Source organism: Paenibacillus germinis, from assembly GCF_013141785.1.
Classification (GTDB): Bacteria; Bacillota; Bacilli; order Paenibacillales; family NBRC-103111; genus Paenibacillus_E; species Paenibacillus_E phytorum.
The window spans coordinates 19,661-45,023 of sequence record NZ_WHOC01000191.1; the positions used below are offsets into that span (position 1 = coordinate 19,661).

Sequence of the window (25,363 nt, forward strand, 5' to 3'; positions counted from 1 at the left end):
GAGGGGAGCAAATGCTAAAGACGGAGTGGAAACACTTCAAGCGTAATCGGGAATTGTTCGTCATGTCATTGCCGGCAATTCTGTATAAATTGATTTTCAATTACTTGCCCATGATTGGTTTAGTGATTGCTTTCAAAAATTATCGGTACGATCTTGGCATATGGGGAAGCGAATGGGTAGGATTTAAAAACTTTCAGTTCTTTTTTAAATCGGATGCTGCATTCACGGTTACACGCAATACGATTCTTTACAATGTTTCTTTTATTCTCTTAACGTTGGTTATTGCATTGACGCTATCGATCCTGCTGAACGAAATTTCGAGAAAATGGATAAAATTGCATCAGACGGTTTTATTCCTGCCTTATTTCTTATCTTGGGTGGTTGTCGGCTACGTCGTATTCGGGTTCCTCGACCATCAGAATGGATTTATGAATGTCATCCTGGGGATGTTTGGACAAGAGGCGATTAAATGGTATGAGCAAGCGCAATACTGGCCATTTATTATTGTTCTGACTCAAATTTGGAAAGCGGTTGGGTTCTCTACGCTCATCTACTACGCGGGAATTCTCTCCATTGATTCGAGCTATTATGAAGCTGCCCGGATTGACGGCGCTTCCAAGTGGCAAATGATACGCCGTATCACGCTGCCATTGCTGACGCCGCTGATTGTCATCTTATTCATCGTAGATGTGGGTAAAATATTCCGTTCCGACTTCGGCTTGTTTTACTTTATCCCTAACGATACGAGCTTCCTGTATAACGCGACAGACGTTATCGACACGTATGTGTACCGTTCGCTCAAGGTTGTCGGCGATATTGGTATGTCTACCGCAATCGGGCTTTATCAAGCCGTCATTGGCTTTGTTCTGGTCTTGCTCGCTAACTGGGTTATCAAAAAAATAAACGAGGATAATGCGCTTTGGTAAGGGGGGAATGTCTATGTCAAATTCGGTCGGCTTAGAAAGAAACGGATCTAATTGGTCAGCGAGAGTAATCAATGTGTTCTTCTGTCTATTATCTCTGGCTTTTATCGTTCCACTTGTTCTGGTCATATCCATTTCGTTAACGGATGAAAAATCTCTCCTCGAAAAAGGGTATCATTTATTTCCGAAGGTATTTAGCCTACAAGCCTACAAAATCATTTTGCAAGCTCCTGATGCATTGCTGAATGCTTATGGAATAACGATTCTGGTCACAGTTATTGGAACGTTCATCGGCTTACTGCTCACAAGCTTAACGGCTTATACGATTTCGAGGCGCGATTACCGGTATCGCCGGGTCATGACCATGTACGTCTTCTTTACAAGTTTGTTTAGCGGGGGACTTGTTCCGTTTTATATACTGGTCACGCAGTATTTACACCTGAAGGATTCGTTCTGGGCGCTCATTGTTCCTTATTTGCTCAGTCCGTTTTACATCCTGGTGATGAAAGGCTTTATGGATAAACTCCCGATTGAAATCTTCGAATCTGCTAAAATAGATGGCGCGAATGAATGGCGCATTTTTTTCACCATGGTGCTTCCATTGTCGATTCCCGCTCTCGTTACGATCGGGCTGTTCATCTCGTTCCAGTATTGGAACGATTGGTGGCTGGGTTTATTGTTCATAGATAACCCTAACCTGGTCCCGCTTCAGTTGCTGCTTTATCGCATTATGAGTACAATTGATTTCTTGTCCAATAATATCGGTACGGTCAATGTCAACATCAATATGGCGGACTTCCCGAGTCTGTCGGCAAGAATGGCCATGGCGGTGCTCGCGGCAGGTCCGATGATGATTATTTTTCCGATGTTCCAAAGATTTTTTATCAGCGGTCTTACGGTTGGTGCAATTAAGGGTTAATTAAGACGATCGTTATCACATTGCAGCGCGCTATTAGCGGAGCTGCAATTGATATAAATGAAATGTAGGCGTTTACATCAGTTCGAAAAAACATTTAGTAGGGGGTAATCGATTTGAAAAGAGAATTGGTTAAGGTAGCTGCCGGGGCTATGAGTATGGCTTTGGTTTTAACGGCGTGTGGCGGTGGCAGTACGAAGTCCGGAACTTCAACAACGAGTCCGACTTCGACGGCAAAAGCAGAATTGTCTCCTGTCGAGTTGATTTGGAATTTCCCATTGAGCGCCATTCCGCAGGATCTGGCAACCGTGCAAGAGGCCGTCAATAAAATTACGAAGGCGAAAATTAATGCGACTGTCAAGCTGCAGCCGCAAACATTCGCAGACTACAAGCAAAAGATGAATACGGTCGTTGCCTCCGGTGAAAATTACGATATTGCTTGGGTGTCTAACTGGAACTGGGACTATGTGCAAAATCAATCCAAAGGAGCATTCTTGCCCCTGGACGATCTAATCAGCAAAAATGCGCCTACACTTCCAAAGTCAATGCCGCAATTCGTCTGGGATGCAACCAAGATTCAAGGGAAAATCTATGGAATTCCAAACTATCAAACGGTGACGAATAAAGAAGGATTTATGATTCAAAAGAGGTTCGCAGACAAGTACGGCTTGGACACAGCTTCCATTAAAAAGCTTGAAGATATTGAACCTTTCTTACAGAAAGTGAAAGCCGGCGAATCCAAGGATGTCGTTCCGTTCCTCAGCGATCGTCTCGGAAGATTCGGCAACATGATGCGGACTTACGGGCTGGAGGGAATTACAGGTAATTTTGGCGGGGTTGATCTCAAGAATCCGGACAAAGTGATTAATTACTATGAATCCCCACAATTTAAACAATATTTGGATTTGATGAAAAGCTGGCATGATAAAGGTTATATCAATGACAACGCCGCGACGCTCAAAAATAAAGCGGACATCGAGAAAACAGGTAAAGCTGTAGTCCAATACCACAACGTTCTTAAACCAGGCGGCGAGGTTTCAACAAAATTAGCAAACGGCGGACAAGATATTATTTATGTACCAATTACAGAAACATTCGCCAACACAGGCTCTATCATCACGACGATGCAGGCGATCAGTAAGACTTCCAAGAATCCGGATCGTGCGATGATGTTTATTAATTTGTTGAATACGGATAAAGAGCTTTATAACACAATCAGTTATGGTTTGGAAGGAAAGCACTATACGAAGGTATCCGATAACGTTATTAAAATAAACAAAGACGCTGGTTATAACCCTAACGCTAGCTGGGTATTCGGCAACACGTTTAATGCCTCGCTCGTTGAGGGTACGGACGCAAGCGTTGTGGAGCAAACGAAGAAAGAAAACGAGACAGCTAAACCATCTCCACTAATGGGTTACAAATTCGACAATACCCCAGTCACTGCAGAAATTGCGAATATAGCTACTGTTATCGACCAATACCTGCCAGGTTTGACAACGGGTACTGTGAGTGCCGACGACAAATTAAAAGAATTCCAAGACAAGTTGAAGCAAGCGGGCAGTGATAAGGTCATTGCTGAAATGCAGAAACAGTTGGATGATTGGAAGAAAACAAAGTAAAACATTCATGCATAATTGAAGAATCATGCTTACGGTGATCAGACAGCTTATGCTGCCGTAAGCATGATTCATTTTATAGGAAGTACAGTCTGATCCGCATCTATTATTTAATGTATTTCCTTGATATGGGGGTTACTAACGTGTTAAATCAATTGACGCTTCGGCAACTGAAGAATGCTTTGGAAGAAACGAAGCACGAGTCCTATTCGCTATTCGCGGAAGCAAGATCTCCCGAACGTTGGAAGAGGGCAAGGGAAAATGCCAGATATCAATCTTATTGGTTAAAGCAAGAGGAACAGGCAAGACAAGTAATGGAAAATCCGCCTAGTCCGCCGCTTTTCTCCGAATTTACCCTTTTTGGCGATTCGGGCGACAGAGGAATTTATCAGACGAAGCTAAATCAATATGATGCCGGGCTCTATGCATTCAGTATGCTTGCCATAACCGAGAACAGACCGGAATGGAAGACGGGTTTGGAAAATGCCATTTGGGGTAAATGTAATGAATATACATGGGTGCTGCCTGCGCATATAGGGCTTTATCATAACGATTATCCGAACGGCATATGGGATCAGCCAGTCCCGCCGCGCGAAACCGTGGATTTGAATGCTGCTATGACCGCATTCAGCCTTGCGGAAATCGTCCATTTGCAGGGAGACCGATTGCACCCGTGGGTCGTCCATCGCGTGAAGGAAGAGATCGATCGGCGCATATTTCAAGTCTATTTCCATAGCCCCCTTCCTCAAAACTGGGAGCTGAAAACCAATAATTGGCCTGCAGTCTGCTCGTCCAGCATTGGAGCTGCAGCGATTTACTTGATCGATGATAGCGAGAAACTTGCAGGTATGATCTGGCGTGTGCTTGGTGTACTCCGAAATTACTTGTCAGGCTTTGACGAGCAAGGGGCGACCCCGGAGGGACCGGCGTACTGGCATTACGGCTTCTCTCATTTTGTTTATTTCGCTGAATTGTTGAAAGAGCGTACACAAGGACGAATCTCGCTCCTTGAGGATGCCAAGGTAGGAAGCATATCGCAATTCCCTCAATTGTGTATGTTGTCCGGCGGAAAAGTGGTCAATTTCTCGGATTCAGCCGACGAAGTTCGGATGAGTACAGGACTCCTTCATCGCTTGCAAAGCTATGTGCCTGCACTTCAACTGCCCTCCGATGCCTATTGGTTGGACCCGTCTGCATGCAGTTGGCTCGATGCCTCCAGACTCATGCTATGGTCACCGGACCGGCTGGTTTCTGAAGAAAATCAGCAAGGGATTCGGGAACAAATATTCACCGGTAATCAGTGGGTGATTTCCAAAGTCAGCTATGCGGAAGGACGCACGTATGCCTTTGCTGCCAAAGGCGGATATAATGAAGAGCCACACAACCATAATGATTTGGGGCATTTTATAATCCATGTGGATGGCGAGAATGTACTGGCAGACACCGGCATTGGTGTCTATACCAAACAGTATTTTCAACCTAAGTATCGGTATGAGTTGATCAATGCAGGCTCTCATGGTCATTCTGTCCCTATCGTAGACGGTTGCAGACAAGGGTTTGGAAAATCGTACCGGTCGGAGATTCTGTTCAGCGAAATATCAGAAAATGAAGTTGAGGTCCTGCTGGATCTAACAAAAGCTTATGATTGCGCTTCATTGAAACGTTTCACTCGTAAATTTGTATGGAGCCGATCCAAGAATGAGATTCCTCAGTTAGTCATCTCAGATAAGGCGGCCTTTTCCCAGGTGCCCGCATCCTTTCAGGAAGTGTTCATCAGTAGTAGGTTGCCCCAAGAGGCAGGTTCAGGACGACTTCAGATAGGCCCTGTGATGTTGAACTACGATCCGGAGGCGTGGAATGTGGACGTAGAGACTATAACGGTAGTTAATCATTACCATGTAAGCCATCAGTTTTATCGTGTGTTATTGAACTGTAAAAATCTGAAACCGGAGATAGCCTCTGAATTTCGTTTCGAAATTGTTTGAATCCGGCGTCTCGCTTTCCAGGCTTGCGAGCAATATGGTACGCCCCGGAAGCTGGCCATTGTATAAGTGCCCGGAAAGCTTTTCTTTTTTCATGTTTAGTTGAAAATACAGTGTTTTCGGGATTGTACGGGAGAAAAGTGGAGTGTTTTTCATTTATTACAGTAGTTATTTGTACAATTTTCCCCCAATAATAAGGGCATACAACGACGATTAAACGCCGCAAGGAGGGAAGTAAAGGCTGCAACCGGTGTGTAATCGCAAAGCGTCAGCGCAAGTATGGAAAGTCAATTCCGGTTTAAGATCACGAATCAACGGGGATAGTTACTCCGGCAGTTCAGGTTTGCCCGTGAGGCTGCAGTTGCTGCCTGCGGGCAGCCTATCGCATACAGCATCAAGAATACTAAGCTTTGGAGACAAGAATCTGTCAGCAAACTCTGATTATATTTTTTTAATTATTGGTAACGCTTTCAACTGACTGATTTCCAAAAAAGAAGCTAGAGCACGATCGTCAGAAGGATGAATTATACATAGGAGGTAATGAGAATGCTTCAAGCAAGTGTAACTAAGACTTACAAATGGATGGCCTTGGTGTTAGCGTTGCTAATGATTTGTTCACCAGTTTTATCGATACCGGCCAAAGCGTTTGCATCGACGGCAACAAACTTCTACGTTGATGGCACGAATGGTAACGACGCTAACAATGGTCAGTCCGCATCGACAGCTTTTAAGACGATCCAAAAAGCTGCCGATATTGCGGCTTCTGGCGACAAAGTCAAAATTATGGCCGGTGTTTACCGTGAAACAGTCACACCAAAAAGTAATGGGGTGACGTTTCAGAACTACAATGGTGACAACGTAACCGTGTCCGGAGGTGATTTGGTCACTGGTTGGACGCCCACAGCAGATGCTGGTATCTATTCGGCACCTATGCTGTGGGATTACCAGAACGGTTATGGCAACATTGTCTATTACACGGATGCTGCGGGAAATAATACATCGCTAAGTCAAGCTAGATGGCCCAATATCCCTGACAGTATGATGTTTAACAAGGCAAAGTATGGCAAATTTTCATCGACAGCGGCTATTAACGGTACGATAAGTAACGGGGGAGCCAATCTGCAGATGAGCAATATCGCCCTTGCCGCTGCAAATCCATTGCCTAATACTACAACAGATGCTTGGAAAGATGCTCTGATTGTTGCATCAGCAGCCAATGGGTTCGTCATCTATACTGGAAAGGTTACAGGCAGTAGCACTACTTTGAGTTTTGAGTGGCCTTATACTTCCGGTTACCTTCCCAAATCTGCATCTCCCGGGTTTGGTCTATACCTCACAAATTCCTATCAGGCGCTGCTTTATGATGTGGCAAATCCGATTACTGGCGTAGCTGGCGTACCGGGAGTAGCCGCATGGTATAAGGACGTTGCGAATCAAAAATTGTATGTTGCTGTTCCCGATGGAGCAGATCCAAATACCGGTAAGATTGAGGCCAAGAAACGAGAGTTTACTTTTGACTTAGCCGGTCGTACAGGAATTACCATCAGCGGAATTAATGTACGGGCTGCTGGTGTCAACTTTGCAAATTCCAGTAACAACATGTTCAAAGGTGCTACCGTTGAAATGGTGGATTCCTACAACAAGCCTTTTGCTGTTGATACACCGTTGTCGGGATTTGTATCTGGTTTTGTATTGGATGGTGACCACAACACGATTCGTGATTGTGAAGTAAAAAATATGTTTGGCTATGGAATCATTGTCAAAGGCCACGACAACAATGTGATTAACAATGACATTCACGATTTTAACCGTTATGGTCTCTATGCCGATGGGATCAATGTTAATGGGTACAATCATCTGATTAGCCACAATAGTATACATTTGGGAGGTCGTGCTGCCATTGGTGGCAGTTTCACAAGCACAGTCATTGCGTATAACGACATCTATGACGTTATGAAGATTTCCTATGACGGTGGTATTCTTTATGTTGTGAACAGCGATTTTGGCAGTTCAGAGATTCACCACAATACCGTGCATGATACTCTGTCGGGTGAAGGAATTTATTTTGATAACTTGAGTTTCGATGCCGCGGTTTATAACAACATTGTCTGGAATGTTAAGGTAGGTATGCTAATTAACACAGCCAATGAACGGATGATTTTGTTAAATAATACAGTATACAACACTACTGATAAGGCTTTTGGACATTGGGGTGATGCTGCCGCCGATGGAATCGGTGCTTATGGAACCGTTCTTATGGGCAATATCATGAAAAATACTGGGTTTCAAACTGCAGCTCCAAACGGTGCATATGAAGTACTCAATACCTTAGATACAGACGCCAATATTCAGAATATGTTTGTAGACCCAGTCAACAAAAATTTTGCACTTAAAAACCCAGACAGTCAACGAAGTGTCGTGATTCCCGGTGTTACCGACGGATTTACTTCCGCTGCACCTGTAAGGGGTGCGGTTCAACCCGGCGTGCCATGGAAAGCGGGACACAATTTTGACAATGCAGCAAACATCAACCCGACTTTCAAGCTAAACGATATTCCTTATAAGCAGTTGCTGAAAAATGCCGGTTTTCCTACAGGTGATCTGACCGGTTGGACTACTACGAATACGCCAGAAATCGTAGTACATAATGGATGGGATTTCAGAGCCAGCGGTTTGATAAGAGACGGCGTATATGGTGTTGCCTTGAATGAAGGCGATGGGATTTCTCAGACAGTTACAGGTTTGAAACCAAACACCACCTACAATGTAAGTGTTTGGGGTAAGGTACTGGGACAACGAGTTGCAGCAACCACCATGGCCGCTGGAAGTGATCCTGTTACTCCTGTTAATTATCGCTCAATGGCTGGTTACATGATTCCGGGAACGAAAACTACCCTAAAATTTACAGGTGTTGATTTCGGGGCAGGATTGTACGACAAAGTATATTTTGCTACAGTTGCTGCTTCCGGTACCGGCAAGATTGAGATGTACATTGGTGACCCCATGAACGGGGGTACTCTAGTTGCGACGGATCCTCTTTCCGATGACACAGCGGGACAAAAAGGCCAATGGTATTATAGAAATGCCATACCATTATCAGCCGTATCAGGGACTCAAGACGTTTATTTAGTTTTTTCTAATACGAATACAACGGTTCCTCTGAATTGCTATTTTGCTGATTTTACATTGTTTGATTCTACAGTTGATCCAGCTACAGATTACATTGAGCTAGGAGCTAGCGGGCTTGTCAATGGTACAGTGTCAAATAAGATTACTACTACTACCTTTACTAAGGGTGTAACAAGCCGTCCTAGCAACTTTTCCTTTACTACAGGACCAAGCGATACCAGTGTGACCATCTACGCAAAAAAAGCAGGTGGTGGCGGATTGACCGGTTATGTGGATGAGTTTGGTTTGGCAGAGAGTACAACCCCTGCTTATCCGGCACCCTACATTTATAAGGATGGTTTTGAAGATCCAACATGGAACCCGCTCAACTGGACATGGGGACTTGGTAACCCGACGCAACTGGACGGAACCATTTATAAGGAAGGCACACGCAGCTTTCAACTGGATGGAAGTGCTGATCAGAGTGCAATCTACAAAACATTTGGTGCGTTGAACAAAGTTGCCAGTGTAGATTTCTATGACAACTTGTCTGAATCCAACAACATCATCGCACATGTGGATAATAGTGGAACTGCAAATTTATCGACGCTAAGCAAAATGTATGGTATGGGAGTAAATACAGACAATTCAGTACAGTATTACTCGTATACGCTAGGTACAGGAACATGGGCAACATCCAGTGTTCATCGTACAAAAGGCTGGCATACGCTGGCGTTTGATTATTCATCCAATACCCATGTGGATATATACATCGATAATACATGGGTAGCGGCTTCCAGCACCATTACTTCTTTTAATACGATTGCACTGGGAGATTTCTTTGCAAATAGTGTAAAAAGTACAGGTAATTTTGATAATGTTTTTATTACAGATATAACGAGTCTTATACCACTTACGACGGATGATGCGAATCCGGCTTGGCAGAACACTTCGCAGACTGTTCATTTGACTGTAACGAATGGGTTGAACAGCAATATGCGCACGTTCTACAGCGTGGACGATAGCGAGTTTGTAGAAGGCAATACGGTTACCGTCGATCAGGAAGGCATCCATATCATTAAGTATTACAGTATCAATTCGTCAGGAGGTCAGGAAGCTGTCAAACAGACAACGGTGAGAATCGATCTGACGTCTCCCGTCGTTCAAACAACGGTAACGACATCCGTGTATCAATCCGCAGAGACGATTATCGTGTACCATTCGGATGCAGTGAACATTCCGTTTGTGATCAATGATGCCTTAAGCGGCGTCGCCGGAACGGAAGTGAAGCTGGATGGTGCAGTCGTGAATCAGCCCATTGCCGCGGCGCCATTATCGTTAGCCATCGGAGATCATCCGATTATCGTTACCGCCAAAGACAATGCCGGCAACATCACGGTACAGCAATACGTGCTGAAGGTGACGATGGATATCCATCACCTGGACGAAGTACTTCAAGCAGCCAGCAGCCAAGGATGGATAACGAATCATGGCATATTGAACAGTCTGCTTGCAAAAGTTGATGCAGTCCAAAACCAGCAAAGCGACAGCACGAAAGTATTGAATGAATTGAACGCCCTGGAACATGAGGTGCAAGCGCAATCCGGCAAAAAGATCAACGCGGAATTTGCGGATTTGCTGTTAAGCGATATCGCCTACCTTATGAATCAGATCAGCAAGTAGAGCAGAAATAGATGAGAACCCGCGGCATACTTCGATGATGTCAGTATTCAATAAATAAGCAAGAAAATGCTGCTGCCAGATACGAGTCATTCGACTTGTATCTGGCGTTTTCATTATTCGTGGTGCCTCCACGTAAAAACACAGTCTTTTCCTCATTGTATGGAGGAAAAGTATAGTGTTTTCCGTTTATTACAGTAGTAAAATGTGTTGATTTAACGGGATAATAATGCAAGAGCAGTAGCAGTATGAAGTGAAAGGGGGTTAGATACCGTATGGGAAATCGACCACTCCGAGTGTTTGGCATCGGCTTGCAGGATCATTGGCTTTCGCACTGGGTTTCTTGCCCTGATGTGCAGATTATAGGTGTAGTTGATATTTATCAAGAGGCGGGTGCTCATTTTACCAATATACCGCAGTTTGAGGATATCCCGAGTACATTGCAATTACTTCGTCCTGATCTTGTGACCATGGTGACTCCGCCACACGAAAAAACGTGTCCGGATACGATTAGAACGGTTCTGGAATGCGGTTACGATGTGTTTCTTGAAAAATTCAGACCTCGTTCCTGGGAAGACGGGGCGACACTGTCGGCTCTCTGCCGATCGACCGGCAGACAGGTTTCGATTGGAGAGTCTTATAGATTCGATAAGATTGTAGAGAAAGCCAAGCTGGTCATTCAAAGCGGGCGGCTCGGCAAGCTTGAGCAGATCGCATGGAGATGTCAGCGGCCTAACATCCAGGCGTCATGGATGAACGCATACGAGCATGTCATGCTGGAGGATTTAACTTATCATCATCTCGGTGTTCTTCATTACTTGCTCGGAGCCGAACGCTTCAATCAGGTATATGCGACCTCGGTGCTGCCTTCCTGGTCAATGGAGCAATCCCCTTCGGTGGTATCGCTGATTGCACAAGGCCAAGAGGGGCTGCAGCTCAACTATTATGCTTCGTGGGCCGCTCATGGCGGCGGCGCGGTTACTTCGTGGCTCGGAGAGTTTCAAATCGATGGCTCGGAAGGGACGCTGCAGCTTTGTGACGACACATTAAAATTCATCAATCGTGAGGGGCAGGAGGAAGTTCTTTCACCTTGCGAATCGGATGGCTTTGAATTGCGTGCAGGTATCGTTAACGAATATATAGACGCCTTTCAGAATGGACGAAAGTCCAGTTTGAATATCTTTGCTTTCCAGCCGGTGATTCGGATGATTCAAGCGGCCTTGGAATCTGTGAAAACCGGGAAGCCGGTTGACATTTAAGCGTTACATTTTACAAAAAGAGGCGGGAGAAACGATGGAATACGCGATTTTGGGGAAAACAGGGTTCAAGGTGTCGAAGATCGGTTTGGGCGGCGCCCCGCTCGGCGGCGATTTCGGTGCGACGACCGATGAAGACGTGACTCGTGTGATAGATGGAGCCTTGGATGCCGGTATCAATTTCATCGATACGGCGCCTTTATATGGCCGAGGGGAAAGTGAGCGAAGAATTGGTCAGGCGCTCAAGGGCAAACGGGATCAAGTGATTTTGGCGACGAAGGCAGTGATGCGGGGGGACCCCTACTCTTATGAAAATACGATAAAGTCAGTGGAAGATAGCTTGAGTAGACTGCAAACGGACTATATTGATCTGATTCAATTGCACGAGTTAGAGCAAACGACGTATGAACAGGCGGTGAATGAGACACTGCCTGCCTTTCTTAAACTAAAGGAACAAGGGAAAGTAAGAGCGATAGGCGTGAATGCGGGCAAGCTTGAACTACTGATGCCTTTTCTCAAGGAGGATTTGGTAGATACCATTCAGACTTACGCCAAATATACGCTGGTTGATTATACGGCCAAGGACGAGCTGCTGCCGCTCGCCAAGGAAAAGAATATTGGCGTCATCCATGGCAGCCCTCTGGCGATGGGCATATTGGCAGATCAGCCGGCCCCTTTCTTACAGCATAATGCGGCGTTGCTGGAAGAAGCGAACCGGAGAATGGCGCAGCTGCAATTTTTGCGAAAAAGCGATCCGAAAGGCTTAGTGGAGCCGGCGCTTCGTTTCAGCCTAGCATGTCCCGACATTGCGGTTACTTTGATGGGAACGACTTCCATTCGTTCTTTGCGCTTAAATGCGAGTTATTGCGATGGGGTTGGATTGCCGGCTCATGAATTGGAGAAGTTGTATACTTTGTTCCCTGGGCAACGATTGTTTTAACAGGATGAAAGGGAGGATTTAGATATGAACACGGGAGTAAGAGAACCATGGGTAGAGGAAGTTTGGGATAAGATTGTTGCCAAAGTTGAGAGAACGAGCAAGAGGATTGGCGCAACTTTCCCTTATGTATCTTTGGATGGCAAGTACAACGCGGAACCGGCGGAATGGTGGACAGCGGGATTCTGGCCAGGGCTGCTTTGGCTGATCTATCGGGAAAATGGGAACAAGCACTTGCTGGACATCGCTGTATCCTGTGAAGAGCAAATGGACGAACCCTTGTTAGGTTACGAGAAGCTCCATCATGATGTGGGCTTCATGTGGAGCTTGGCTTCAGTAGCTCAATACAAGCTTATGGGTACGGATCGGTCACGACAACGAGGGCTGATGGCGGCCAGCCACCTTGCCTCACGATACAATGTCAAGGGACAGTTTATAAGGGCGTGGAATGGCGAGAATCAGCAAGGCTGGGCGATCATCGATTGCCTCCTCAACCTGCCGCTGCTCTACTGGGCAAGTGAAACAGCAGGCGATCCACGCTTCCGTCATATCGCGGTTTCACATGCGGATACGGTATTGCGCGAATTTATTCGCCCGGACGGTTCTTCTCACCATATTGTATGCTTTGATCCCGAGACCGGGGAGAGGATCGAGGCAAGAGGCGGGCAAGGCTACTCGCCCGATTCGGCTTGGTCACGTGGTACAGCGTGGGCTTTGTACGGGATGGCGCTTAGCTGCCGGTATACCGGGCATGCCAGATACTTGGATGCGGCGAAACGCGCAGCTCATTTCTTTATCGCGAATATGGACGCAAATCTTGCGCCATATTGGGATTTTCGCGCTCCGCGAGAGGAAGAAACGGCCTATGATACGTCAGCGGCTGCCTGTGCGGCAAGCGGACTGTTAGAGATCAGCCGATTGGTCCCAGAGCACGAAGCGCAGGTATATACAGAAGCAGCGAAGCGTATTTTATTCATGCTAATTGAGCGATATGCCACATGGGATGAAGAGGAAGAGGGCATTTTGACCATGGCTACGGCTAATTTTCCGAAGAGAACCTTTGTCAATGTGCCGATCATTTATGGAGACTTCTTCTTTGCTGAAGCTCTTGCGAAGCTTAGAGGGCGTACGGAGTTGTTTTGGTAATGAAAAGAAACCTGTTTTACGCGCAATTACGAAAGGATGCATCGGACGGGTTTCGTTCTGCTATTGAACGTGACGGGGAGTCATTCAGGAATCAGCTGGAATCAAAGGGAGTACTGACCTTTTCACTTTTCATCATCGGATGCCATGCAGGCGTATATTTGGAATTGTTGGACAACGAGTATGAGTGGGATTGGCCGGATGCCTACCGGATCTGGCTGGAGGAATGGCCGGGGGAAGGCGAAGCTCGCCTTTCTGTACCGATGATTGACATTTTCCATGACGGAGTGCCGGCTGATCCTGCGTCCTGGCGAGGAGCGAGTGATGTGGAAAAGAGAATTGGCTCCTTTGCAAAGCTGAAACCGGATATGGCGGCAAGTTATATATTCTATCATTATCAAAAGCAGGAAGAGACGCCAGATAGCTTCAATAAAACGTATATCATCGGCGCGCATGGTCCGTTGCTTTTTTCTTACTATGAACTGCCTTCAAGCTTGAGCGAAAGCAAGAGAAAGGGAGTGCTTTCGACGAATAACTCGCCTAAGGATTGGCATGCGGTCATGCAGCCTCATTTTGTCCCATGGGGAGATGCGGCAGATGGTCAAGAATACTGGCAGCCGGCAGCATTCATATATGGATTTTAAAGGAGGAAATGTTCAATGAAACCGGATATAAGCGCAATCGGAAATTGGCTGATGTCCTGGTTGCAAGAGGACGGAGCCATTTACGGCTTTCATAATCATTCAGTGTGGGGGTCCAATCCGTACCGGTGGGCCGACTTCACTAGCGGACACAGCACCTGGGCCAGTCCTATGATGGCTGCTCTCAGCCGTATTGCAGCGGAGCAGGGGGATTCGGAGCTGAAAGACCAAGTGCTGCAAATGATTCGTTTTCAAACGAGCCGGTTCCAGGAAGACGGACAATACAAGCACATTGGTTTTCAGGTTGGCGAGATGCTGAATCAGGGTTTAATTCATAATATGATGCCTAACGTGGCTCTGGGGCTAACGGCGATATATGGAAGCTCATGGCTTCCTGTGGAGGCATTGACAAGTATCCGGACGGCTATCCTGCGCAATATGAATGCTTGCGATGCGATTTATCCATTCAAAAAAACAAGGAATATCAGCAACCAGGAGTACTGTCGTCTATGGGGGAAACTGCTTTTTCAATCGGCATTTCCTGACTCCCCTTGGTCCGGAGACATTCAAACCGATCTGAATTTTATGATTGAACATTTCCATGTAAGCGGAATTCCCGATCAGGACTGTGAAGCCACTTACCGATATTTGGGGGATTCCACGATTGTTGAGCCTGCCGAATATTATGGCTTGATGATAGCCCCGTTGGTGCTGGCTTACGAAATGTTCGGAGATCCCAAATATTTGAATCACGCCGGTGCGCTATGCCGTCACGTGGCTCGTTGCGCTTGGAACGATCATAGGGGACAGAAACGATTACATCGCATGTGGCTGCGCAGCGGAACCGAGTGGAGAAAGATGAACGGTCCTATGCTGATCGCGGGAATGGGGATGACACTTTATGGTATTGCGCGCTATGTAGAGCACCAGCAGGAAGAAGAGTTGACTCTTATTCTAAAGGAATGCGATGAAACCTATGCCCATTATCAAACGCCCAGAGGTTATTTCGCTTCGGCAACTGGTTGGCACAATGAAGCAGATATAGCGCCGAGCTCAGCTTGGCACGCACATGATTTTTATTATCTGCTGCATCGTCATGGTCTTGTAGAGCATATGGCCGATCAACTCAGGAAGCCTTATCACGGGATGTCCGTTCTGCTTGGCGAGCAATGCATGTGGGTGGAGGATGGCGAACACTGGGCAATCAACGATTATTATTGGCAGGATGTCCATAAGCTTATTGGCCGTAAGGACGAGGCCGTTTTTGGCCGTGATACGGGTTGGGTCGGTGGAGAACGTGCGCTTCCGAGTCACTTCTTGTTCCCGAATCAGCCCATATTTGTGAAAACAGATGAAGGCATTTATTTAAAAGCGGACCGTACAGCTGCTCAAGAAATTGAAGTCAGCAGCATCGCCGCGGTACCTTATTTAGGCTTGTGGGAATGAATGGAGGAGTGTTTATCTATGAGTGATGTTGAAATCCGGCAATCGATTCCGCGAATGACGGCTAGCCGGCAAGTGGTTCCGCCGCAGTGGGCATTAACGGAGCGCCTGCTAATCGATCAATTGGATAAGGCAGCAATAGAATTTGTCGCGCGCTATACGCGAGCAGACGGAACCTTGATATGGCGTCAGGATTGGCCGGGCATGGATGGGTCGGACGACCCCTATGAAGGCTTTATGAATCTGGCGCTTTTATACATGCTTGGCGGAAGCAGCAAGCTGCATGAGCTGGCACGGAAAATTTGGGAAGGCATTACTTGGCAGTGGACGGAATATGGCCAAATTCATCGGGAGTTTGATAGCTACTACGATTGGATGCATCACGGGGAAGGGTATTTATATGTTTATTTCCTCGGGCTTGCAGGCCCTGTAACCTTAAAGGATCGTCAGCGCGCCGTTCGATTTGCAGGCATGTACACAGGGGAGGATCAAGAGGCTCTTAATTATGATACTGAGCACAAGCTGATCCGCTCGCCGATTACAGGCAGCAGGGGACCGCAGTTTGAGCTGACAGCAGAGGATTGGAGTACTCATAGGGGTATTTTGGATGATTACTTGGCGCCTTATGAGGATATCCCTGGTGTGGATTTTGCAAGCGGCAAATGTCAATGGTCGAACGATGCGGTGTATGCGGACATTATACGAATGATGAATGAACGCATGACCCGTGGGGATGTGCCGCTTAATCTCAATGCGACGGGTCTTGTGGCCAACGCTTTTCTACACACCGGCGAAGAGAAATATCGCAGCTGGGTGCTGGATTATTTATCAGTTTGGGAGAAGAGAACGCAGCAAAATGGCGGGATCATACCGGATAATGTAGGACTATCCGGCGAAATCGGACAATACAATGACGGCAAATGGTGGGGCGGTTATTACGGTTGGCGTTGGCCGCACGGGTTCATGACGATCATCGAGCCGCTAACGAACGCCTGCATGAACGCTGTGCTTCTCACAGGGGATATGAGCAAGCTCGATTTAGCCCGTAAACAGTTGGATGCCAACTGGGCGCTGCGCAAGGAGCAGGATGGCATGTGGGTTGTTCCGAATAAACATTTTGATACTGGGTGGACCGATTATCGCGAAGCTTCGCCGAAATATCCTGTGTATTTGTGGATCATGTCGATGGCGGATGAAGATTTGGAACGGATTGAGCGTATCCCAAGAGATCATGACTGGAATGAGGTGATCGTTCCGAAGCTCTCCGGTACCGATAAGAAGACAGGAAGAAATACCAAGCATTACATTGGCAATACGCAGCCGTGGTTCCAATATATCAGAGGGTTGAATCCTGGGTATCCGCAACAGATCTTGGACGCGAATATCAGACTGGTTGAACAACAGCTTACGAAAATGCGTTCTGAAGCGGGAGATCCTCTGAACTGGACGAATCAATATAGTGAAGATGATTTCTCAAGTATCCACGCATGGCAGGAAATGTGCCCGGTTTACATGGAAAGTCTTATCCAGTTGACCTTAGGCGGTCCGATGCATATTTCTCATGGGGGATTCCAGCATGCGAGGGTTCGTTATTATGATGCAGAAGCGAAAAGGCCGGGACTTCCGAAGTCGGTTGCTGCTCTGGTAAAGGAACTCACAGCTGACTCTGTCATCCTAGAGCTTGTGAATATAAGTTTGTTTGATATGCGTTCGACGATCATTCAGGCAGGTACCTTTGGGGAACATCAATTTAAAGAAGCCCATGTGTTGAACGAGGAAGGGGCTATCATAGAAACGACTTCCGTTAACGCACAATGGCTATTAGTCGATCTTCCGGCAGGCACTGGAGTGACACTGCGATTAAGCATGGATCGGTTTGTGAATACACCTTCCTATGATATGCCTTGGTCAGATCGTGAAAAGAATGTTTTGCTCGAAGGTAGAAAGCTTTAGTAATGGAAGTCTGGAAAAAAGAATATGCAAGTAGCGGGTTTTGTGGATGATGGCGTTGCGAACCGTGGGATTGAGGTGAATACACCGACCTCAACGACGTAGTATTGCATTCGCTTAGGCGGGACGCATACTGCAACTTCTGTCACACGTACGGCCGGTTGGCATGAATTCAAGTGGTATTATACGTCAGGCACGAAAGTGGATCTGTACATTGACGGTACACTTTTTGCATCACCGACAGGTTTGACTAGCTTTAACAGGATTCAAATTGGGGATCTATGGTCAGGGAATACGAACACAGCTTATTTGATGATGTAACTATTCAATAAAAGATGAACCTGGACTGGACTCATCAGACTTCAGTCCAGGTTCATCTATTTTCGGAGGTGCAGCATGTTTTCCACAGATGAAATGGATTATCTAGAAAGTTTAACGGGATCCAATCCTATTCAACCCTACATCGATAGGTTTAAACAAGAAAGTAAACAAGATAATTTTGAAGAAACCGGGTTATCTTGTGACATATATTTGGATTTTGCCGAAGCGCGAGTCCGTCAATTTGTTCTCTTTCAAAGTGAAAACGGGGGGATCTTGGATCCTAGCGATGGGAAAGAGCATGAATATGCTACCGCTTCTTTTGCCAAAGCTGGGGCGATTCTTAAAGCGAATGGTCGCTGCAAGGATTTAGAAGAACAGATTTTGCTTGCGATGGATTGGGCTTGCACCTGTTTAGGCGAGAATAGAGTTCCTGACGATCACGCTGATTTCACGACATACATGCTGGTTCGGGCCTATCAACTTCTGACGCCAGAGGTCGATTCGAAGCGGAGCGATGGTTGGAAAATGAATTTGTCCAAAGTTGAGCCAGAGTTATTCTATTGCCAAACAGTTCGGAATTTCCCTGATATTCGTACTATCCGTAACTGGGCTACCTATGCCATGCATGGAGAAATGATGAGGCATAGAGAAGGGTTCACGAACTCTATGGCTTTCATCGATAAATATTTGAAGCCGCAAATGACGCGTTTCACGCGGGAAGGGCTATATCGCGACCCGAATCTACCTACTGCCTATGATTTGGCGGCGCGTCAACAGCTTAGCGGATTAATTGATGCCGGATATAACGGTGAATGGAAGGGATTTCTTGAGTTGCAGCTTCGCAAAGGCGCGCAAACAATGCTGTTTATGCAGTCGACTACGGGGAGCACGAGCTGTGGAGGCCGAAGCAATCAAATTATTTGGAATGAATTGACCTTTGCCAATCTCTGTGAACGCGAAGCTGCGCGTTATGCGAGAGAAGGAGATCTCGAGTGGGCGTGCATCTTTAAGAGAGCTGCACGCAAAGCGCTGCAATCGATTATGCGCTGGATCGAAGATCCAGTAGAATTTCGATTGTTGAAGAATCGATTCGATAGCGAGCTTCGAAATGGTTGGGAATTTTACGCTTATTATTCGACGTACAGTTTATATGCGGCTCAAATCGCTGCTTCATGCTTTGAAACCGCGGACGAAAGCATTCCTGAAAAGGCTGTCCCTTCGGATATAGGCGGGTATGTGGTACCAATTGAATCCTTTCATCGGATCTATGCAACAACGGGCCCGCAGCAAGGTGGTTATCATGTAGCGATTGATACGGCTGCGCAAATGGGGCATGATGCAACCGGTTGGGTGAGGCTGCATAAAGCCGATTATCCTGAGGAAACGGCTCTGTCGATGGGGATACCTGGACTCAGCGGCAATATTCATTTGAATTATTTTGTGGCCAAACAAATCATACCACGTCCGCATACGTCAGCAGCTATCGGTCTGACTTGGAGGGATGGGCATGGTGTGTGGCATAGGCTCGCGGGCTATGGTAGAAGAAAGCATGAAACATTTGCCTCGTTGAATAAGGAAGGCGTGCCAACTAATCCTGAGAAGGTGCATTGGCAAGTTCATCTTGACGATGTAAAGGTGGCTCACGATGAGCTAACTTTCCAAATCCATTACGTTTCAACGGGACTCCAGCTCTTAAATGATATGGATTTGCGAATACCGGATGATGATCTTCATCCAGCCTATAAGCGAGGCGTCGCTGATATGCTGCCAAGGCCAGGGATCGAGGGTGTAGCGGCGATCACGGAATCCTATCAAATTGCACAGGAGGGAGTGACGACGTCTTGGTCGGTGGAAGTTGCAGAGGAGACGGAATTATCCGCAATTGGTGTAACGGTTCCGGTGCTTGTATCAAACGGAACAGATGAGAGCGTTATTCGAAGGGATGGGAATAAGCTTATTGTCTCTTATTCCAATATTAGTTATGTGATTAAGCCTGAAGATAAATCAGACGATGTAGAACTAGAGCTTCTTCCTGGGTTGATGCCGAATCGAAATGGCAACTATCGTCTCGCACAATGGATTCGTAAGGATGCGAAGAACGCAATAACGCTTCATTTCTCAATGGAGAAAGACCTTACCCCTTCGGAACATTCCGATAGGCACTAGGGGCAGAACCGGTCATTTTTTTAAATAATCTTGAAAAGTAATAAGGATCCGTGATCCCGATGGATGCAGCAACTTCTTTGATCGTTAGACCTGTTAAACTAAGCATTTGGGCAGCCCTCTGAATTTTCATACGCAAGAAGTACTCAATCGGCGGGAATCCAGTCTCTTCATTGAATAATAAAATGAGATGCTGTTTCGACAAGCCCGTGTGCTTGGCCAATTCAGGGAGCTTAATCGAATCCTCCAAACGATCACTCATGTACCGGATGGCGAGTTCGAGATACTGCTCTCTTTTTTTGTCTTTTGCTGTGCCTCCAGCGCTAATGCCAATGCCGCTAATCAACTGCCGGATAGATTGCGATACGTGCGTGTGGATGGGCAACGAATAGGTTTTGTCAGATAGAAGGGCATAGCACCTATCAAACACATCATTGAACTCGCTAATGGCGCCAATCGGTAGATGAAGTGTGCCGGCATCCATGCCATACATGCGAATAAAAGAAGCGACGTGGTCGCCTCGAAGATGAAACCAGTAAATACTCCATGGGGCATTTGAGGATGCTCCATATCGATGCGGCGTTTTGGCAGGAATGACAGCTAGATGATTCTGGGTCAAAGGGAATGTTTTATGCTGATCTAACTCGATCCAGCCTTCTCCGTCTGAGCAAAAAATGAAAATATGGGAGTCGCTCCCTTCAGGCCGTTCCCGGTAATGATGACGGGCACGCGGGAAAAATCCAATATCGCTGATGAATAAATCACGCGTTAGCTCTGAGCGGGATAGTTCTGTCTGCATGTAGTCGGGCAGCACAAATAATTTTTCTTCTTCAAAGCCTTCTGGTTTTCTAGTGTTATCCAATTATGAGCCTCCCATCTGAATAAGAATATAATCCATTACATTAAGCATTTTGTCAATTGGCGATTGGCTTCTCTCAAGGTAAAGTAGAGACAATAAGATAAGGGAGTGATGATTGTGAGTCAGCAAGTTCGCATTTGGGAAGAAGAGACTTTGATTCCGACGTATGGCATCGGAGAGCCAGATCGCAATCCGATGTTTCTAGAGAAGCGTGTCTATCAAGGAAGCTCCGGTAAGGTATATCCACATCCGGTTATCGATAAAATTGAAGATGAGAAGAAACCGCAGTCCTATCGGATGGTGATTCTGGAAAACGAATATGTTCGCATCGAGATCATGCCTGAGCTAGGCGGACGTATTTACCGTGCGTTAGACAAAACGAATGATTACGATTTCGTCTATTACAATCGCGTTATTAAACCGGCACTGGTTGGCTTAGCTGGTCCTTGGATCTCTGGCGGTATCGAGTTTAACTGGCCTCAGCATCACCGTCCGAATACGTATGGTCCTGTTGAATACAAGCTCACCGAAAATGAAGACGGAAGTGCAACCGTATGGGTGAGTGAGATTGACCGCATGTATGGGACGAAGGTTACAGCTGGTTTTACACTATATCCGGGCAAAGCCTATTTGGAAATTTCCGCACAGCTGTATAATCGGACACCGGAACCACAAACATTCCTGTGGTGGGCAAACCCAGCTGTTGCGGTAAACGATCATACGCAATCCGTATTTCCGCCAGATGTAACGGCTGTTTTCGACCACGGTAAACGTGATGTATCCAGGTTTCCAATCGCAACGGGAACGTATTACAAAATGGACTACTCCGCTGGCGTTGATATTTCACGCTACAAGAATATTCCGGTACCTACCTCATATATGGCTTATAAATCCGACTATAATTTCGTCGGTGGCTATGATCATGGCGTTCAAGCCGGTTTGTTGCACGTGGCGAACCATCATGTTTCACCAGGTAAGAAACAATGGACGTGGGGTAACGGTGAATTCGGGCAAGCATGGGATCGCAACCTGACGGATGAGGACGGACCTTACATCGAGCTCATGACCGGCGTCTACACCGACAACCAACCGGATTTCACGTGGCTGCAGCCGTATGAAGAGAAATCATTCAAGCAATATTTCATGCCTTACAAAAATATCGGTGTCGTGAAAAATGCGTCCATCGATGCTGCAGTCAACTTGGAAGTTGACGAGAAGACGCGTGAAGCTGTCGTACTTGCTTATGCAACCTCCTTGTTCGAAAGCGCTGTCGTAGAGCTAAAAGGGCGCAGCCGTACGTATGTGAAGGAAGTCATCGAGCTGTCACCAACCAAAACGTTCAAGTCTGTGATTACGCTTGATGATAACGATCAACCACATGACTTGAAGCTGACAGTTCGGGATGCAAATGGCACCCTACTCATTGCCTATCAGCCTGCGAAGCCATCGATCGAGCAGGTGCCGGATGCAGCCAAGCAGCTGCAGTCACCTGAAGAGCTGAAGACAAATGAGCAGCTGTACCTCGCTGGTTTGCATCTAGAGCAGTATCGTCATGCAACGTTCGAGCCAGAAGCTTATTATCTGGAAGGATTAAAGCGAGACCCAAGCGATAGCCGCATTAACGTGGCGTACGGTACACTCTTGCTGCGCCGCGGGTTATTTACCGAGGCAGAAGGTTACTTCCGTATGGCAATAAAGTCACTTACTTGGCGGAATCCAAATCCTTATGACAGTGAAGCTCTCTATCAGTTAGGGATTGCGCTTAAAGGGCAAGGACAACTGGAAGAGGCTTTCGCAGCGCTATACAAATCGACGTGGTCCGCGGCTTGGCAGGATGCTGGCTTCTTCACGTTGGCACAAATTGCATGCGAGAAGGGTGCTTGCGGAGAAGCGTTGGAACTGGTAGAGCGTTCTCTCGTTCGCAATTCCCGTAATTACAAAGCAAGGCACTTGAAAGCTGCGCTTCTTCGCAAGCTGGGTCAGCTGCAGGAAGCATTAGTCTACTCGCAGGAGACATTGCTGCTTGATATCGCTGATTTCGGTTCTGCCAACGAACGATTCCTTACGCTTGCAGCACAAGGGGATCAAGTAACTGCTAGCGAAGCGAAAGCGGAGCTTGTGCGACTCATGCGCGGAGACGCTCATAATTATTTGAACCTGGCATCCGATTATGCCAACTGTGGGTTAGTCGAGGAAGCGATAGAATTGCTGAGTCGCATCGTGGAAGGTCACGATTCGTCAGAAGTCTACCCGATGGTCCATTACACCTTGGGCTATCTGCATGAGAATGCAGGAAATTTGGAACTGGCTCAGCTCTACAGAAAGGCAGGAAATGCAGCTAAATCTGATTATTGTTTCCCCAATAATTTATTCGATTTGCAAGTGCTGACAAGTGTCATTAAGGCCGATTCTAAGGATGATAAAGCACATTATTACCTGGGGAATTGGTATTACGACAAACGAAGACACGAAGCTGCGATTATCCACTGGGAAGCTTCGCGTTCTTTACGAGATGATTTCGCGACGGTAAATCGGAATCTGTCTCTTGCATATTTCAACAAACGCAGAGATGCAGCATCAGCGCTTATTGCCATGGAGAATGCTTTTGCTTGCAGACCGGATGATGCACGCGTCTTCTATGAGCTTGATCAATTGTATAAAAAGCTTGGTTATAAGGATGAGATTCGCTGCGGGAAGCTTGAGGAACATCAAGCTTTGGTTAACAAGCGCGACGATCTCTTCGTGGAGTACATTACCCTGCTGAATGCGCAAGGTTATCACTTGAAAGCAGCTCGAGCACTGCATGCACGCAATTTCCACCCTTGGGAAGGTGGGGAGGGCAAAGTGACGGGGCAGCATGTTTTTGCCCATATCGAGCTGGCTAAGCGAGCTTTGGCCGAAGAACGATTTGAAGAGGCAGTCACCCTATTACGGCAAGCGCTTGTCTATCCAGAAAGTTTAGGAGAAGGTAAGCTGTCGGGTGCGCAAGAGAACAATGTCTATTACTATCTCGGACTCGCTCATAAAGGCTTACAGGAGGATGAACAAGCACAAGAATGTTTCCTTATTGCTTCCCAAGGATTGGAGGAGCCGGCTAGCGCGATGTATTACAACGATCAACCGCCTGATATGATTTTCTATCAAGGGATGGCCTGGCTTGCACTAGGCAATGACAAGGAAGCGAAGCGTCGCTTCAATAAGCTAATTGATTACGCGGAGAAGCACTTGTTCGACGAAGTGAAGTTCGACTATTTCGCGGTTTCCTTGCCGGACTTCCTGGTTTTCGAGGACGATCTGAACGTGCGGAATGAAGTTCACTGCCGATACATGATGGGACTCGGGCATCTCGGTCTAGGTAATTTGGAGCTGGCGAAAGATCAATTTGAGAATGCGCTTCGTCTGGAACCTAACCATTCTGGATCGCGCATTCATCGTGTCATGTGCTTATGAAGAAAGAGAATATGGTCCACGTAACCACGGGAACCTATAAAAGCTTCTTTTCCATAACAATCGAAAATAAACAGATCAGCATTGAAATGGTACCGGAACTCGGAGGGAAATTGGTTTCTATCGTTTATAAGCCAACAGGTAAGGAATGGATGCTGGATTCAGGTCACCGTTCCTTACAAAAGCCGATACACGGATCCACCTTCACAGATTGGGATATGAGCGGTTGGGATGAATGTTTTCCGACGATTAATGCGTGTAAATCAGGAATGGATAAGGACATTAACCTACCCGACCATGGTGAGCTTTGGGCGCTTCCTTGGGCGTATAAGATCGAAGAGAACGAGGTAGTTTGCTCGGTCCAGAGTCTGCAGTTTCCATGTCGGTTCACGAGACGAATTTCATTCCCTTCTGCGGATCGTGTACGGCTGGATTATCGTGCTGACAATGATAGTGACCAACCGATACCATTTTTGTGGGTGCCGCATCCACAATTCACTGTCACGGAACCAACACGTATTCTTCTTCCGGAATCTATGGAGGAGATGCTATGTGTGTACGAAGGTCATACCCTTAAGAATGGGGAATTGTATGCCTGGGATGATTTATCGCTGCTTTCCCCAATGATTACAGGGGATGCGAGAAAGTTTTATTACGGTGGTCAAGTGCCGGTAGGTTGGTCAGGGTTATACGGTGTAGAAAGCGGCAACTTTTTGATTGTTACGGTCCCACAAAACAAGGTCCCCTACTTAGGTGTTTGGATGGACGAAGGTATGTTCAATGATCGGGTTACTTGTGCATTGGAGCCGAGTATAGGATATTACGATTCACTTGAAATGGCAGTCGGTAATGGGACTGCACAAATGATACCGGCAAAAGCATCCTTTGAATGGCATTTAGAGCTTGCGATAGGTGCAGGAGAATGGCGTGATGTGATTAACAGAAGGGATAAGATCTCATGAAAGTTTCATTATT

16 protein-coding genes are annotated in these 25,363 nt (G+C 46.6%); 14 read left to right on the forward strand and 2 right to left on the reverse strand.

Features of this window, described 5'->3' with window-relative positions:
* The first annotated feature begins 11 nt into the window (after positions 1–11).
* From GC102_RS37250 to GC102_RS37270, 5 genes are all read left to right on the forward strand, one after another.
* Positions 12–926, forward strand: a complete 915-nt coding sequence (locus tag GC102_RS37250) for an ABC transporter permease (RefSeq protein ID WP_171643289.1) — start codon at positions 12–14, stop codon at positions 924–926.
* A gap of 13 nt (positions 927–939) precedes the next feature.
* The gene (locus tag GC102_RS37255; protein ID WP_171643288.1) at positions 940–1,842 is read left to right on the forward strand and encodes a carbohydrate ABC transporter permease; all 903 of its coding nucleotides are present in this window, start codon (positions 940–942) and stop codon (positions 1,840–1,842) included.
* A 113-nt stretch (positions 1,843–1,955) separates the two neighbouring features.
* Positions 1,956–3,461: an ABC transporter substrate-binding protein gene (locus GC102_RS37260; protein ID WP_171693985.1), complete on the forward strand. Its 1,506-nt coding sequence runs from the start codon at positions 1,956–1,958 to the stop codon at positions 3,459–3,461.
* A gap of 140 nt (positions 3,462–3,601) precedes the next feature.
* Complete coding sequence (locus GC102_RS40470) at positions 3,602–5,443, forward strand: heparinase II/III family protein (RefSeq protein WP_171693986.1); 1,842 nt, start codon at positions 3,602–3,604, stop codon at positions 5,441–5,443.
* A 543-nt stretch (positions 5,444–5,986) separates the two neighbouring features.
* Positions 5,987–10,231, forward strand: a complete 4,245-nt coding sequence (locus tag GC102_RS37270; protein WP_171693987.1) for a right-handed parallel beta-helix repeat-containing protein — start codon at positions 5,987–5,989, stop codon at positions 10,229–10,231.
* Here the strand turns inward: GC102_RS37270 and GC102_RS37275 are convergent.
* The gene (locus GC102_RS37275) at positions 10,190–10,345 is read right to left on the reverse strand and encodes a hypothetical protein (RefSeq protein ID WP_171643284.1); all 156 of its coding nucleotides are present in this window, start codon (positions 10,343–10,345) and stop codon (positions 10,190–10,192) included. The genes GC102_RS37270 and GC102_RS37275 overlap by 42 nt on opposite strands.
* 158 nt (positions 10,346–10,503) lie before the next feature.
* Between GC102_RS37275 and GC102_RS37280 the strand changes: the two genes are divergently transcribed.
* The 7 genes from GC102_RS37280 to GC102_RS37310 all read left to right on the forward strand — a co-directional run bounded on the left by GC102_RS37280 (position 10,504) and on the right by GC102_RS37310 (position 20,085).
* The gene (locus GC102_RS37280) at positions 10,504–11,487 is read left to right on the forward strand and encodes a Gfo/Idh/MocA family protein (protein ID WP_171693988.1); all 984 of its coding nucleotides are present in this window, start codon (positions 10,504–10,506) and stop codon (positions 11,485–11,487) included.
* A 34-nt stretch (positions 11,488–11,521) separates the two neighbouring features.
* The gene (locus tag GC102_RS37285; RefSeq protein ID WP_171693989.1) at positions 11,522–12,424 is read left to right on the forward strand and encodes an aldo/keto reductase; all 903 of its coding nucleotides are present in this window, start codon (positions 11,522–11,524) and stop codon (positions 12,422–12,424) included.
* Positions 12,425–12,448: 24 nt separating this feature from the next.
* A complete protein-coding gene (locus GC102_RS37290; protein ID WP_171693990.1) occupies positions 12,449–13,567 on the forward strand; it encodes a glycoside hydrolase family 88 protein in 1,119 nt (372 codons plus the stop codon).
* Positions 13,567–14,208, forward strand: a complete 642-nt coding sequence (locus GC102_RS37295) for a hypothetical protein (RefSeq protein ID WP_171693991.1) — start codon at positions 13,567–13,569, stop codon at positions 14,206–14,208. Before GC102_RS37290 ends, GC102_RS37295 begins: the two co-directional genes overlap by 1 nt.
* Positions 14,209–14,223: 15 nt before the next feature.
* Positions 14,224–15,651 carry a hypothetical protein gene (locus tag GC102_RS37300; RefSeq protein WP_171693992.1) on the forward strand — a complete coding sequence of 476 codons (1,428 nt, stop codon included), beginning with the start codon at positions 14,224–14,226 and terminating at the stop codon, positions 15,649–15,651.
* An 18-nt stretch (positions 15,652–15,669) separates the two neighbouring features.
* Complete coding sequence (locus GC102_RS37305) at positions 15,670–17,601, forward strand: DUF8034 domain-containing protein (protein ID WP_171693993.1); 1,932 nt, start codon at positions 15,670–15,672, stop codon at positions 17,599–17,601.
* A gap of 393 nt (positions 17,602–17,994) precedes the next feature.
* The gene (locus GC102_RS37310) at positions 17,995–20,085 is read left to right on the forward strand and encodes a hypothetical protein (protein WP_171693994.1); all 2,091 of its coding nucleotides are present in this window, start codon (positions 17,995–17,997) and stop codon (positions 20,083–20,085) included.
* On the opposite strand, the gene GC102_RS37315 is transcribed toward GC102_RS37310, so the two are convergent.
* The gene (locus tag GC102_RS37315; RefSeq protein WP_171693995.1) at positions 20,054–20,944 is read right to left on the reverse strand and encodes an AraC family transcriptional regulator; all 891 of its coding nucleotides are present in this window, start codon (positions 20,942–20,944) and stop codon (positions 20,054–20,056) included. The two genes, GC102_RS37310 and GC102_RS37315, sit on opposite strands and share 32 nt — an antisense overlap.
* Before the next feature lie 108 nt (positions 20,945–21,052).
* Between GC102_RS37315 and GC102_RS37320 the strand changes: the two genes are divergently transcribed.
* Positions 21,053–24,391: a DUF5107 domain-containing protein gene (locus tag GC102_RS37320; RefSeq protein ID WP_171693996.1), complete on the forward strand. Its 3,339-nt coding sequence runs from the start codon at positions 21,053–21,055 to the stop codon at positions 24,389–24,391.
* Entirely contained in the window at positions 24,388–25,350 is a 963-nt protein-coding gene (locus GC102_RS37325) for an aldose epimerase family protein (RefSeq protein WP_171693997.1), read from the forward strand. The genes GC102_RS37320 and GC102_RS37325 overlap by 4 nt, the downstream gene beginning before the upstream one ends.
* Positions 25,351–25,363 lie beyond the last annotated feature (13 nt).

Excerpts from the sequence above, each read along its gene's own strand:
- GC102_RS37320 (WP_171693996.1), top strand. The coding sequence starts at position 21,053 with ATGATTGTGAGTCAGCAAGTTCGCATTTGGGAAGAAGAGACTTTGATT.
- GC102_RS37275 (WP_171643284.1), bottom strand. The coding sequence starts at position 10,345 with ATGAAAACGCCAGATACAAGTCGAATGACTCGTATCTGGCAGCAGCAT.
- GC102_RS37310 (WP_171693994.1), top strand. The coding sequence starts at position 17,995 with ATGTTTTCCACAGATGAAATGGATTATCTAGAAAGTTTAACGGGATCC.
- GC102_RS37270 (WP_171693987.1), top strand. The coding sequence starts at position 5,987 with ATGCTTCAAGCAAGTGTAACTAAGACTTACAAATGGATGGCCTTGGTG.
- GC102_RS37250 (WP_171643289.1), top strand. The coding sequence starts at position 12 with ATGCTAAAGACGGAGTGGAAACACTTCAAGCGTAATCGGGAATTGTTC.
- GC102_RS37325 (WP_171693997.1), top strand. The coding sequence starts at position 24,388 with ATGAAGAAAGAGAATATGGTCCACGTAACCACGGGAACCTATAAAAGC.
- GC102_RS37255 (WP_171643288.1), top strand. The coding sequence starts at position 940 with ATGTCAAATTCGGTCGGCTTAGAAAGAAACGGATCTAATTGGTCAGCG.
- GC102_RS37280 (WP_171693988.1), top strand. The coding sequence starts at position 10,504 with ATGGGAAATCGACCACTCCGAGTGTTTGGCATCGGCTTGCAGGATCAT.
- GC102_RS37305 (WP_171693993.1), top strand. The coding sequence starts at position 15,670 with ATGAGTGATGTTGAAATCCGGCAATCGATTCCGCGAATGACGGCTAGC.
- GC102_RS37290 (WP_171693990.1), top strand. The coding sequence starts at position 12,449 with ATGAACACGGGAGTAAGAGAACCATGGGTAGAGGAAGTTTGGGATAAG.
- GC102_RS37300 (WP_171693992.1), top strand. The coding sequence starts at position 14,224 with ATGAAACCGGATATAAGCGCAATCGGAAATTGGCTGATGTCCTGGTTG.
- GC102_RS37295 (WP_171693991.1), top strand. The coding sequence starts at position 13,567 with ATGAAAAGAAACCTGTTTTACGCGCAATTACGAAAGGATGCATCGGAC.
- GC102_RS37285 (WP_171693989.1), top strand. The coding sequence starts at position 11,522 with ATGGAATACGCGATTTTGGGGAAAACAGGGTTCAAGGTGTCGAAGATC.